Annotated in this window: 9 protein-coding genes; 6 read left to right on the top strand and 3 right to left on the bottom strand. The window is 60.4% G+C overall.

Going from position 1 to position 13,051, the window contains the following annotated elements; translation table 11 throughout:
* Nucleotides 1-88 precede the first annotated feature (88 nt).
* Nucleotides 89-1,231 carry a 4-phosphoerythronate dehydrogenase PdxB gene (gene pdxB / locus ACLEJR_RS21875; protein ID WP_440816441.1) on the top strand — a complete coding sequence of 381 codons (1,143 nt, stop codon included), beginning with the start codon at nucleotides 89-91 and terminating at the stop codon, nucleotides 1,229-1,231.
* A gap of 248 nt (nucleotides 1,232-1,479) precedes the next feature.
* Here the strand turns inward: pdxB and ACLEJR_RS21880 are convergent, their stop codons facing one another.
* Nucleotides 1,480-1,659, bottom strand: coding sequence for a PA1571 family protein (locus tag ACLEJR_RS21880; RefSeq protein ID WP_440795183.1), 180 nt, complete (start codon nucleotides 1,657-1,659; stop codon nucleotides 1,480-1,482).
* Between the two features lie 258 nt (nucleotides 1,660-1,917).
* Between ACLEJR_RS21880 and ACLEJR_RS21885 the strand changes: the two genes are divergently transcribed.
* Nucleotides 1,918-3,690, top strand: a complete 1,773-nt coding sequence (locus tag ACLEJR_RS21885; protein ID WP_440816444.1) for an ABC transporter transmembrane domain-containing protein — start codon at nucleotides 1,918-1,920, stop codon at nucleotides 3,688-3,690.
* Nucleotides 3,691-3,878: 188 nt separating this feature from the next.
* Here ACLEJR_RS21885 and ACLEJR_RS21890 read toward each other — a convergent pair whose 3' ends face one another.
* Nucleotides 3,879-5,807, bottom strand: a complete 1,929-nt coding sequence (locus ACLEJR_RS21890) for a transglycosylase SLT domain-containing protein (RefSeq protein WP_440816446.1) — start codon at nucleotides 5,805-5,807, stop codon at nucleotides 3,879-3,881.
* A gap of 224 nt (nucleotides 5,808-6,031) precedes the next feature.
* On the opposite strand from ACLEJR_RS21890, the gene ACLEJR_RS21895 reads away from it, so the two are divergent.
* The gene (locus ACLEJR_RS21895) at nucleotides 6,032-7,951 is read left to right on the top strand and encodes an ATP-binding cassette domain-containing protein (RefSeq protein ID WP_440795189.1); all 1,920 of its coding nucleotides are present in this window, start codon (nucleotides 6,032-6,034) and stop codon (nucleotides 7,949-7,951) included.
* Nucleotides 7,952-8,116: 165 nt separating this feature from the next.
* Here the strand turns inward: ACLEJR_RS21895 and ACLEJR_RS21900 are convergent, their stop codons facing one another.
* The gene (locus tag ACLEJR_RS21900) at nucleotides 8,117-8,560 is read right to left on the bottom strand and encodes a universal stress protein (protein WP_440795191.1); all 444 of its coding nucleotides are present in this window, start codon (nucleotides 8,558-8,560) and stop codon (nucleotides 8,117-8,119) included.
* Between the two features lie 102 nt (nucleotides 8,561-8,662).
* On the opposite strand from ACLEJR_RS21900, the gene ACLEJR_RS21905 reads away from it, so the two are divergent.
* The 3 genes from ACLEJR_RS21905 to fadA all read left to right on the top strand — a co-directional run bounded on the left by ACLEJR_RS21905 (nucleotide 8,663) and on the right by fadA (nucleotide 12,962).
* The gene (locus ACLEJR_RS21905) at nucleotides 8,663-9,100 is read left to right on the top strand and encodes a hypothetical protein (RefSeq protein WP_440816448.1); all 438 of its coding nucleotides are present in this window, start codon (nucleotides 8,663-8,665) and stop codon (nucleotides 9,098-9,100) included.
* Between the two features lie 508 nt (nucleotides 9,101-9,608).
* Nucleotides 9,609-11,756 (top strand): fatty acid oxidation complex subunit alpha FadB, encoded by a 2,148-nt coding sequence (fadB, locus tag ACLEJR_RS21910; protein ID WP_440795195.1) that lies wholly within the window; start codon nucleotides 9,609-9,611, stop codon nucleotides 11,754-11,756.
* A gap of 30 nt (nucleotides 11,757-11,786) precedes the next feature.
* Nucleotides 11,787-12,962, top strand: coding sequence for an acetyl-CoA C-acyltransferase FadA (gene fadA, locus ACLEJR_RS21915; protein ID WP_440816451.1), 1,176 nt, complete (start codon nucleotides 11,787-11,789; stop codon nucleotides 12,960-12,962).
* The last annotated feature ends 89 nt before the right edge of the window (nucleotides 12,963-13,051 follow it).

A 13,051-nucleotide genomic window follows, 5' to 3' on the forward strand; every position in this document is an offset into this window, starting at 1 on the left:
AAGTTCCCTCGCCACAACGGCGTTCATTGAAGAATGCACGGATTGAACGGAACGCCTACACTGCCTACCCCGCCAAAGGAGCTTTGCCATGCTGATCGTCGCCGACGAAAACATCCCCTTGCTTGACGCGTTTTTCCAAGGTTTCGGCGAAATCCGCCGGGTGCCGGGGCGGGGTATCGATCGGGCGATGGTCGAGCAGGCCGATGTGTTGCTGGTACGTTCGGTCAGCCAGGTCAACCGGGCGCTGCTGGAGGGCAGCAAGGTTCGCTTCGTCGGCACCTGCACCATCGGCACCGATCACCTGGACCTGGACTATTTCGCCGAGGCTGGCATCCGCTGGGCCAGCGCGCCGGGCTGCAACGCCCGTGGTGTGGTGGACTATGTGCTGGGCAGCCTGATGACCCTGGCGGAGATCGAGGGCGTTGAGCTGCGCCGGCGGACCTTCGGCGTGGTCGGCGCCGGCCAGGTCGGCGGGCGGTTGATCGAGGTGCTTAGGGGGCTTGGCTGGACGGTGCAGGTCTGCGACCCACCGCGTCAGGCGGCCGAAGGTGGCGATTACGTGAGCCTGGCGCAGATCATCGAGCAGTGCGACGTGATCAGCCTGCACACCCCATTGACCCGTGACGGCGAGCACTCGACCTGGCACCTGTTCGACGAGGCGCGCTTGAACCGGCTGAAGCCGGGCGCCTGGCTGATCAATGCGGCTCGTGGCCCGGTAATCGACAACGCGGCGCTACGCGAGGTGTTGCTCGCCCGGGAGGATCTGCAGGCGGTGCTGGACGTCTGGGAGCAGGAACCGACCGTGGACGTTGACCTGGCCGACCTGTGCGTGATCGCCACTCCTCACATCGCCGGCTACAGCCTCGATGGTCGCCAACGCGGCACCGCGCAGATCTATGAAGCCTTGTGCGGTTTTCTGGGGCGGCCGGTTGAAGTCCGCCTCGCTGACCTGCTGCCCAAGCCATGGCTGGGCGGTGTCACGCTCGATGCCGAAACCGACCCGGCCTGGGCCCTGGCCGCGCTGTGCCGGGGCGTGTACGACCCGCGTCGCGACGACGCGGATTTTCGCCGCAGCCTGGTCGGCTTGGTCAGCGAGCAGCGCAGCGCGTTCGATGCGCTGCGCAAACACTATCCGCCCCGTCGTGAAATCGACAGCTTGAAAGTCCGTATCGAGGGACAGTCCGAGGCTTTACGGCAGATTGTGACCGCACTGGGCGCCACCGCTATTTAATGCTGGAACGCTCTTGTGGCGAGGGAGCTTGCTCCCGCTCGGGTGCGCAGCAGCCGCCGTTTTTTGGGCCTGCTGCGCAGTCCGGCGGGAGCAAGCTCCCCAGCCACAGAAGCATTCCCGACCAGCCGAAGGTTGTTCCTCCCTCGCCACAAGAGCCTCGCCACAAGAGCCTGGCCGCAAGCTTGCGCAATATCTACAGGCATAAAAAACCCGACATCAGAGGTCGGGTTTAATCGAGACGGGCTGTATCACTTTTGTTCGGCAGGCTTGACCAGTCGTTCTTCCAGCTCGCTGCAGGCTTTCTGGATCATGTCTTCGGTGATCGGTACTTCGCGCCCTTCGGCGTCGATGAACGAGCAGCCCAGGGACTGGTCCGGTTGCGTGCGGATCACTTGAATCTTGTCGTCGCTGCTGTGTTGCAAGGACATGGCCTGTCTCCTCATCAGGTTGTGTGCCTAATTTAATGTCGCCGGGTGACCGAGCCATGACACTCCTTGTTAGGTCAACGGCGACACGCCCACTCAATCAGAAACACAGTTGCGTTTCCACCCAGACTTTAGACCGATAACATCTAGCCTCTAGTCGTTGCGGTCATATTTAACCTGACTCATTCTGATTTCACTTGGTTCCGTTGCGCTTCGGTGCGGCGGATCAGACTTTTCCTGCTTCATTCTCGGACGTTTCTGATGCTTTCTTCCCGCCACCGTCGTGCCATAAGTCTGGCCATAGGCTTCATCGCCCCTTATCGCAAGCAGGTTTTCGCAGCCATGCTTGCGCTGATCGTAACTGCTGGCATCACCCTGTCCATGGGGCAGGGCATCCGTTTGCTGGTGGACCAGGGGTTCATGACGCGCTCGCCGCATCTGCTCAACCAGTCCATCGCCCTGTTCATGTTGTTGGTGCTGGCGTTGGCAGTCGGGACCTTTGCGCGCTTTTACCTGGTGTCGTGGATTGGTGAGCGGGTGGTGGCCGATATCCGACGGCAGGTGTTCAACCATCTGATCTACCTGCATCCGGGTTTCTACGAAAACAACCGCAGTTCGGAAATCCAGTCGCGCCTGACTGCCGACACCACGTTGCTGCAATCGGTGATCGGTTCGTCGCTGTCGTTGTTCCTGCGTAACGTCCTGATGGTGGTCGGCGGTATCGTGCTGCTGTTCGTCACCAACCCCAAGCTCACCAGCATTGTGATGATTGCCTTGCCGTTGGTGCTGGCGCCGATCCTGCTGTTCGGTCGTCGGGTGCGCAATCTGTCGCGCCAGAGCCAGGACCGCATCGCCGATGTCGGCAGTTATGTCTCTGAAACCCTTGGCCAGATCAAGACCGTGCAGGCCTACAATCATCAGATCCAGGACGAGCAGCGGTTCAGCGTGACGGTGGAGCAGGCTTTCGACATCGCTCGCAAGCGCATCGCCCAGCGGGCCTGGTTGATTACCCTGGTGATTGTGCTGGTGCTGGGAGCGGTGGGCGTAATGCTCTGGGTCGGCGGCATGGACGTGATCGCCGGGCGGATTTCCGGCGGTGAGCTGGCGGCTTTCGTGTTCTACAGCCTGATCGTTGGCAGTGCCTTCGGCACTTTGAGCGAGGTGATCGGCGAGTTGCAACGGGCGGCGGGTGCGGCAGAGCGCATTGCCGAGTTGCTGCGCTCCGAGAACGTCATTCAACCGCCGGCCTCGGGGCTGGTGAGGTTGCCTGAGCGGGTCAGGGGTGAGTTGCGCCTCGAAGGCCTGCGGTTTTCTTATCCGTCGCGGCCGGAAAGCTATGCAGTGGATGGCCTGGACCTGACCGTCAACGCCGGAGAAACCCTGGCCCTTGTCGGACCGTCGGGGGCGGGCAAATCGACGGTGTATGACCTGCTGCTGCGTTTCTACGACCCGACGCAGGGGCGGATTCTCCTCGACGGCGTACCGCTGACCCAACTCGATCCGCTGGACTTGCGCCGTCATTTCGCGCTGGTCTCGCAGAATCCGGCGCTGTTCTTCGGCACCGTTGAAGAGAACATCCGCTATGGCAATCCGCAAGCCACGTCCGAGCAGGTGCGCGAGGCCGCGCAGATTGCTTACGCCCACGACTTCATCGAGAAAATGCCCGACGGCTACCAGACTCACCTGGGCGACGGCGGCCTCGGCTTGTCCGGCGGCCAGCGCCAACGCCTGGCCATCGCCCGGGCGCTGCTGGTGGACGCGCCGATCCTGCTGTTGGATGAAGCCACCAGCGCCCTGGATGCGCAAAGCGAACACCTGATCCAGCAAGCCTTGCCCAACCTGATGAAAAACCGCACCACCCTGGTGATCGCCCACCGTCTTGCCACGGTAAAGAATGCTGACCGGATCGCGGTGATGGAGCAGGGCAAAGTGGTCGCCGTGGGCACCCACCAGGCACTGGTGACGAGTAATGCGCTGTATGCGCGGCTGGCCGCGTTGCAGTTCAATGTCGACCATGAGCCGGTCAGCAACTGAGAATCACACGTCGCTAACCCGTGGGAGCGAGCCTGCCCGCGATAGCGATGGGTCAGCCTACACTAGTGCTGAATGTGCCACCGTCATCGCGAGCAGGCTCGCTCACAAGGTCCGGTAAACGACTCAAAAAAAGCCCGCATCTCTCGATGCGGGCTTTTTTGCAGCTTGCAGCTCAGCGCTTGTCGCTATCACTGATCATCAAAATACCGCTCGTGCCAGTCCACCAACGGTTGGGGCGAGTTGAGTTTCTGGCCGTAGATGACCGAGTACGACAACACGTTCTGCACGTACTGGCGGGTTTCGTCGAACGGAATGCTTTCGACCCAGACGTCGAAGCTCAAGTGGTCGGCACCGCGCAGCCATTGACGCACGCGGCCGGGGCCGGCGTTGTAGGCGGCAGAGGCCAGGACTCGGTTACCGTTGAACTGACTGTGGACCTGGCTCAAGTAGGCCGCGCCAAGCTGGATGTTCTTGTCCGGGTCCAGCACCTGCTGGGGGGAGGCCAAGGGGATGCTGAATTTGCGTGCGGTTTCCTTGGCGGTGCCGGGCATCAATTGCATCAGGCCGGCGGCGCCGACGGCGGAGCGGGCGTCATCCATGAAGGCGCTTTCCTGGCGGGTGATTGCGAACACCCAGCTCGAATGCAGACCGCGTACCTTCGCCTCGCGCACGAGCGTATCGCGGTGGGCCATCGGGAAGCGGATATCCAGGTCGTCCCAGTACTTGGCCTGGCTGATGGTGCGGATCGCCGGGAAATACCATCTCAGGTCGTAGGCCAACTTCGCCTGGGCGACCATTTCATCGCGGTTGAAATGACGGCTGACGTGATACCACTCGCGACGCCCGTCGACGATCTCGCCGCGGGCATGAAACTCCAGTGCCCGACGTACGCCCGGGGTGTTGCGTACCTTGTTGATCAGTGTCTGGCTCATTGGCAGCGGCTTGTTGACCAGCGAGTACGGTGACTGGGAGCGGTCGGCGGCCAGGAAACCGTAGAAATCCCGCTCACGCGCCAGCTGTTTGTAGAGGGTCAGTGCTTCCGGGTTCTGCGGTTGTGCCAGTTCCAGCGTGCGGGCCTGCCAGTACCGCCAGCGGTTGGTGCTGGCAAGTGATTCAGGCAGGCGTCGGGTCAACTGGTAGGCATCATCCCAACGGGCCAGGCGCAACAGCAGGCGCAGGCGCCATTCCGAAACGGTGTCGTCCCGCAGTTCCGGGTCATATCGGGTCATCACCTCCAATGCGCGGCTGTCGAAGCGCTTGGCCAGGGTCAGGCCGATTTCCCGGGCGATGGCGACTTTTTCATCCCGGGAAAAGTGCATGGTGCTGGCGTAACCATCCAGCAGCGCCATGGCCTTTTCCGGGTCCTGGCGGGCCAGGCGACGCAGACCGAGACTGACGATATCAGACATCGGCTCATCGGCCGGGCTGAAGCGCGATGGCTGGTTGAGCAGCTCCGGTTTCTGTGCGACGTCCACCAATAATCTGCCTCTCGGGGCAAGTGTCGTCAGGCTGCCGACCAGGCTGTTGGCCAACGGATAGTTGCGCGCCTGGGCCGCCAGTTTGGCCCGTTCCCAGCGTTTCTGTTCAGTGAGTTGGCCTTGGGCGGCCCAGAGACCGAACAGCACGTCGCACGCCTGGGGCTGGGATTTACCGGTCAGCCAGAGTTTTTCAGTGTTGGCGTAACCCTCGGCTTTCAGGCCGTGGTTGAGCTGGTACTGGGCATTGAGGCAATCCAGTTCGGTAAAGTTGAGCTTGGGGTCGTAATACTTGACGAATGTCTCCCAATCGCCGCGTTCGGCCAGCCAGCGCAACCAGCGCAACTTCATCCAGTTGGCCTGGGGCAGGTCACCGTGCTCGGCGAGAAATTTCTCGATCTCGGCATTGCTGGCGCTCTTGAGCCGAGCAGTCAGTTCGTCGTAGGCCAGATACGGCTCCAGCGGATAATCGCGCAGGGCCTGGCTATAACGGAAATAGGGGCCGGTGTCGCCCTTGGCCAAGGCTCGCTTGGCCTCGTCGTAGTACTGGCGCTGAGTGGAAATATCCACCGCCTGGGCGGTTTGAACGGCAGTGGCACACACAAAAAAACAAGACAAGACACTAAAAAGGCGACTGCGCATGAGACATCCGGGCAGAGAAAACAGGACAAGCCCAAGGGTGACCCCAGGGTAACTGTCAGTAGCTTAGCCTTTTGCCAGCAACCGGCGAAAGCTTTGCAGGGCCGTCGGCACAAGTTCGCAACATTTGGTATGCAAAACATGTAAAGAGCGGTTGGGCGAAGAAATTGGCGGACCCTTGAGGTCTCATCTCGGGTAGAATGCGCGCCCGGTTTTTGGAGAAGCTCATGACCCTGCTCAAATTCAGCGATGTGTCCCTTGCTTTCGGCGCAATGCCGTTGTTGGACAAGGTGTCCTGGCAGATCGCCCGTGGTGAGCGGGTGTGCATCATCGGCCGCAACGGCACTGGTAAGTCCAGCATGATGAAGCTGGTCAAGGGCGATCAGAAGCCCGACGACGGTTCGGTCTGGCGTGCGCCAGGCTTGAAAATCGGCGAATTGCCCCAGGAACTGCCGGTCGCCGACGAGCGGACGGTGTTTGACGTGGTAGCCGAAGGCCTGGATGGCGTTGGCGCGTTGTTGGCCGAATATCACCACCTGAGCCAGAACATCGTCACCGATGCCGACCTGGAAAAGCTCATGCACGTGCAGCACGATCTCGAAAGCCGAGACGGCTGGCGTCTGCAGCAACTGGTCGACAGTACCCTCAGCCGCCTGCAATTGCCGGCCGACAAAACCCTCGCCGAGTTGTCCGGCGGCTGGCGTCGTCGCGTCCTGCTGGCCCAGGCCCTGGTGTCCGAGCCGGACCTGCTGTTGCTCGACGAACCGACCAACCACTTGGATATCGGTGCCATCGCCTGGCTTGAAGAAGCCCTCCGGGACTTCCAGGGTGCGGTGCTGTTCATCACCCACGACCGTTCTTTCCTGCAAAACCTGGCGACGCGCATTCTCGAACTGGATCGCGGCGGCCTGATCGACTGGAACGGCGACTACGCCAGCTTCCTGGTGCACAAGGAAGCGGTGCTGGCGGCGGAGGAAACCGCCAATGCCCTGTTCGACAAGCGCCTGGCCCAGGAAGAAGTCTGGATCCGCCAGGGCATCAAGGCCCGTCGTACTCGTAACGAAGGTCGGGTGCGGGCCCTTAAAGCCTTGCGCGTGGAGCGCAGCGAGCGTCGCGAGCGCACGGGCAAAGCCAATATCCAGCTGGAAACCGCTGAGAAATCCGGCAAGCAGGTGATGGTCCTGGAGAACGTCAGTTTCGCCCATCCGGACGGCCCGTTTCTCATCAAGGACTTTTCCATGGTCCTGCAGCGAGGCGATCGCATCGGCTTGCTGGGCGCCAATGGTACCGGCAAGACCACGTTGCTCAAGCTGATGCTCGGTGGCCTGGTGCCGACCAGCGGCAAGGTGGAAGAGGGCACGAAGATCGACGTCGCCTACTTCGACCAGTTGCGCCACCAGCTGGACTTGGAAAAGACCGTGATCGATAACGTGGCCGAGGGTCGCGACTTCATCGAAATCGATGGCCAAAGCCGTCACGTGTTGAGCTACCTCGGCGATTTTCTGTTCAGCCCTCAGCGGGCCCGTACGCCGGTCAAGGCGTTGTCGGGTGGCGAGCGCGCTCGCCTGTTACTGGCGAAGTTGTTCAGCAAGCCGGCGAACCTGCTGGTATTGGACGAACCGACCAACGACCTGGACGTGGAAACCCTCGAATTGCTGGAAGAGGTGCTGTTGACCTTCAACGGCACCGTGTTGATGGTCAGCCACGACCGGGCATTTCTCGATAACGTGGTCACCAGCACCCTGGTATTCGAAGGCGAAGGCAAGGTGCGTGAATACGTCGGTGGTTATCAGGACTGGCTGCGCCAGGGCGGCTCGCCGCGTCTGCTGGGCGTGACCGAGAGCAAATCCGGCAAGGCCGACCTGAACTCGGCCGTGGTCAAGGCCGAGCCCGCGCCGGTTGCCGTCGCGGCAGCTCCGGCCCCGGCGAAGAAAAAGCTCAGCTACAAGTTGCAGCGCGAATTGGAAGCGTTGCCGGGTGATATCGAGGCCAAGGAAGCGCAGATCGCAGCCGTGGAGGCCGAAATGGCCGATGCCGGCTTCTATCAGCGACCTGCTGCCGAAACGGCCAAGGTTATCGCGCACCTGGAGCAATTACAGGGCGAGTTGGATGCGCTGGTGGAGCGCTGGGCTGAGCTGGACGCTTGATCCATTGCTGTAAAAAATCCCGGCATTGAGTTTGATGAATGCCGGGATTTTTATGGGAAGTGCAGTTCCCTTGTGGGAGCGAGCCTGCTCGCGATAGCGGTATGTCAGTCAACATAAATGATACTGAACCACCGCTATCGCGAGCAGGCTCGCTCCCACAGGCGTTTATGCGCGCTTGACCAGATGCACCGCCAGCACGTCGCAAGGCGCGCCGTGCAGCACATCGTTGGCGGTCGAGCCCAACAGCAACGCCAGGCCGTGACGGCCGTGGCTGCCGACGACGATCATGTCGCAGCCCTGTTCCTTGGCCAGGTGATGAATCTCCTGGCGCGGTTGCCCGTAGGTCAGGTGACTGTTTTCCTTTTTCAGGGCCGGATACTTGGTGATCAGCCGATCCAGGCGCTCCTTGGCTTGATCGAACTGCTGCTGTTGCAACTGGGAAAGATCCATAGGCACATCACCGCCGAAGGCCATGGCCATCGGTTCGACGATGTGTACCAGGGACAGTTTGGTGCCGTCCCGTCCTTCGCAAAGGGCGAGCGCGCGCTTGACGACGGGATCGCATTCTTCAGTGAGGTCGACGGCGACCAGGATGTGTTCGTAGTACATGAAAAGCACTCCAGAGAATGGCGATACGGTAAGTATGGCTGGTTTCAAGCCCGTTGATGGCGACTTGGGTCAATGGGCTCATCGGAATTTGGGAGTACGAATATGACGGTCTGGATTGTGCTGTCAATCCTGTTGGTGGTGTTGAGCCCCCTGGCATGGTTGCGCCCGTCCCGTGTACAGAGCGGTCGCATGGCCTTGCGCATGGAGACACGGCGCCTCGGCCTGGCCATGCAACTGGCCCCTCAGGAATGGCCACACTGGCTTGGACAGCAGCCGCCGAACCCGTGCGCTCAGTACTATCGGCCCCGACGGAGCGGGCAGTCGGCGAGCTGGAGTTACTGGCAAACCGCGCCCGGGGTGTGGGCCAACCAATGGCGGGAAATCTGCCTGGATGAATCTCTGCTCATTCATTTCGAGAAGTTGCCGGCCAACGTCTATAAAGTCGAGGCCGACCAGCAGATGATCGCCCTGTACTGGGGGGAAAAAGGTGAGGCCAGCGTATTACAGGATATCGCCGCCGTGCTCAAAGCATTGGCCTGAAGCCTGCGCTTGCCCCGCTGCGGGCAAAAAAAGCCCGACACAAGCGTCGGGCGGGTTGGCCAGGCAGGCCGGTAACCTTTCTCAAATCCAGGCGTTCATTCGTAACGTCACTGCTCTTCATCCAAGCACGTAACCCCAGCTTAGCCGGTTGAATCCGTCGTGCCTTGGATTAGGGCGAATTTTCTAATTATTGACTCTATGAATAGCGTTCCATCAGGCCCTGCATAACAGGTCCGCACAGTACGGAAATGACTGTGAAGTCGCGTTCACTCGCTCTGTTTAGCGTGATTGACAATTGTCGGAAATTCCGTGAAGGTGGTGTACCCAAATCAAACGGGCGTATGAATTGAGCGTTTGTATTTTCAGAACGTTCCTACAGAAACCCGACTATCGCGTTGACGGGTGTGCCTGGCGAATTGGCGTAGCATCGGCGGTAAACGTCCATGCCCGAACCAGCGGCCAGCGTCCAACGTGTACTGTTCAGCTTCCATATCGTGGAGATCAGTTGATGATTTACGAAGGTAAAGCCATCACGGTTAAGGCTCTTGAAAGTGGCATCGTCGAACTGAAGTTCGATCTCAAGGGTGAGTCCGTCAACAAGTTCAACCGTCTTACCCTGAACGAACTGCGTCAGGCCGTGGACACTATCAAGGCAGATGCTTCGATCAAGGGTGTGATCGTCAGCAGCGGCAAGGACGTGTTCATCGTCGGCGCCGACATCACTGAGTTCGTCGACAATTTCAAACTGCCCGATGCCGAACTGATCGCTGGCAACCTCGAAGCCAACCGTATTTTCAGCGATTTCGAAGACCTCAACGTACCGACCGTTGCAGCCATCAACGGCATCGCCCTGGGCGGTGGCCTGGAAATGTGTCTGGCAGCGGATTACCGCGTCATGTCCACTTCGGCCAAGATCGGCCTGCCGGAAGTCAAGCTGGGCATCTATCCGGGCTTCGGCGGCACCGTGCGCCTGCCACGCCTGATCGGTGTCGATAACGCCATCGAGTGGATTGCCGCCGGTAAGGAAAACCGCGCAGAAGACGCGCTGAAAGTCGGCGCCGTGGATGCCGTGGTCGAACCTGGCAAGCTCCAGGCCGCGGCCCTTGAAACCGTCAAGCGCGCCATCAGCGGTGAGTTCGACTACAAGGCCAAGCGCCAGCCGAAGCTGGAAAAGCTCAAGCTCAACGCCATTGAGCAAATGATGGCCTTCGAAACCGCCAAGGGTTTCGTTGCCGGTCAAGCCGGCCCGAACTACCCGGCGCCGGTCGAAGCGATCAAGACCATCCAGAAAGCCGCGAACTTCGGTCGCGACAAGGCCCTGGAAGTCGAAGCCGCCGGCTTCGTCAAACTGGCCAAGACCTCGGCTGCACAAAGCCTGATCGGTCTGTTCCTCAACGATCAGGAACTGAAGAAAAAGGCCAAGGCCTACGACGAAATCGCCCGTGACGTGAAGCAGGCTGCCGTACTCGGCGCCGGCATCATGGGCGGCGGTATCGCCTACCAGTCGGCGTCCAAAGGCACGCCGATCCTGATGAAAGACATCAACGAACACGGGATCGAGCAAGGTTTGGCCGAAGCCGCCAAGCTGCTGGTCGGTCGCGTCGACAAAGGCCGCATGACCGCTGCGAAAATGGCAGAGGTGCTCAACGGCATTCGTCCGACCCTGTCCTACGGCGATTTCGGCCACGTCGATCTGGTGGTCGAAGCGGTCGTCGAGAATCCGAAGGTCAAGCAGGCGGTGTTGGCTGAAGTTGAAGGCCAGGTCAAAGAAGGCACCATCCTCGCCTCCAATACCTCGACCATTTCCATTTCGCTGCTGGCCCAGGCCCTCAAACATCCGGAAAACTTCGTTGGCATGCACTTCTTCAACCCGGTGCACATGATGCCGCTGGTCGAAGTGATTCGTGGCGAGAAGTCCAGCGAAGAGGCCATTGCCACCACCGTGGCTTACGCCAAGAAAATGGGCAAGAACCCGATCGTCGTCAACGATTGCCCGGGCTTCCTGGTCAATCGCGTGCTGTTCCCGTACTTCGGCGGTTTCGCCAAGTTGGTCAGCGCGGGCGTGGACTTCGTGCGTATCGACAAGATCATGGAAAAGTTCGGCTGGCCGATGGGTCCCGCGTACCTGATGGACGTGGTCGGTATCGACACCGGGCACCATGGCCGTGACGTAATGGCTGAAGGTTTCCCCGACCGCATGAAGGACGACCGTCGTTCGGCTGTCGATGTGCTTTACGAAGCCAAGCGCCTGGGCCAGAAGAATGGCAAGGGCTTCTATGCCTACGAGACCGACAAGCGCGGCAAGCAGAAGAAAGTGGCCGATCCATCGGTGCTGGAAGTGCTCAAGCCGATCGTCTACGAGCAGCGCGAAGTCACCGACGAGGACATCATCAACTGGATGATGATCCCGCTGTGCCTCGAAACCGTACGTTGCCTGGAAGATGGCATTGTCGAAACCGCCGCCGAAGCCGACATGGGGCTTGTCTACGGTATCGGTTTCCCTCCATTCCGTGGCGGTGCGCTGCGCTACATCGACTCGATCGGTGTGGCCGAGTTCGTTGCGCTGGCTGACCAGTACGCTGATCTGGGCGCGTTGTACCACCCCACCGCGAAGCTGCGTGAGATGGCCAAGAACGGCCAGAGCTTCTTCGGTTAAGCGCCCAACGACTAGAGCGAGAGAACATTTATGAGCTTGAATCCTAGAGACGTCGTGATTGTCGACTTCGGTCGTACCCCGATGGGCCGCTCCAAGGGCGGCATGCACCGCAACACCCGCGCCGAAGACATGTCGGCGCACCTGATCAGCAAACTGCTGGAACGCAACGTCAAGGTCGACCCGAACGAAGTCGAGGATGTGATCTGGGGTTGTGTGAACCAGACCCTGGAGCAGGGCTGGAACATCGCCCGCATGGCTTCGCTGATGACCCAGATCCCTCACACCTCGGCCGGCCAGACCGTCAGCCGCCTGTGCGGTTCGTCCATGAGCGCGCTGCACACCGCTGCCCAGGCGATCATGACCGGTAACGGTGACGTGTTCGTCGTCGGTGGCGTCGAGCACATGGGTCACGTGAGCATGATGCATGGCGTCGATCCGAACCCGCACATGTCGCTGTACGCGGCAAAAGCCTCGGGCATGATGGGCCTGACTGCGGAAATGCTTGGCAAGATGCACGGCATCACCCGCGAGCAGCAGGACGCCTTCGGCGTGCGTTCCCACCAGCTCGCCCACAAGGCGACCGTGGAAGGCAAGTTCAAGGACGAGATCATCCCGATGCAGGGCTATGACGAGAATGGCTTCCTGAAGCTGTTCGACTACGACGAGACCATTCGTCCGGAAACTACCCTGGAAAGCCTGGCGACCCTCAAGCCGGCCTTCAACCCGAAGGGCGGCACCGTGACCGCCGGTACTTCGTCGCAGATCACCGATGGTGCCTCGTGCATGATCGTGATGTCGGCCCAGCGCGCGCATGATCTTGGCATCCAGCCGATGGCGGTGATCCGTTCCATGGCCGTGGCGGGTGTGGACCCGGCGATCATGGGCTATGGTCCGGTTCCGGCCACTCAGAAAGCCCTGAAGCGTGCGGGCCTGAGTATCTCGGACATCGACTTCTTCGAGCTCAACGAAGCTTTCGCCGCACAGGCCCTGCCGGTGCTGAAAGATCTGAAAGTGCTCGACAAGATGAACGAGAAGGTTAACCTGCACGGCGGCGCGATCGCCCTGGGTCACCCGTTCGGTTGCTCCGGTGCCCGCATCTCCGGCACGCTGCTCAACGTCATGAAACAGAACGGCGGCACTTTTGGCGTGTCCACCATGTGCATTGGTCTCGGCCAAGGCATCGCCACTGTCTTCGAACGCGTCTAAGCGTTGCGTTGATGGAAGCCGGGGCCAAGCGCCCCGGTTTTTGTTTTTCCGGGTTCAGTAAAAAAATTTTGTTTTCATTTTGAAAAGAT

This window comes from Pseudomonas sp. SMN5 (genome assembly GCF_052041925.1).
Lineage (GTDB): Bacteria > Pseudomonadota > Gammaproteobacteria > Pseudomonadales > Pseudomonadaceae > Aquipseudomonas.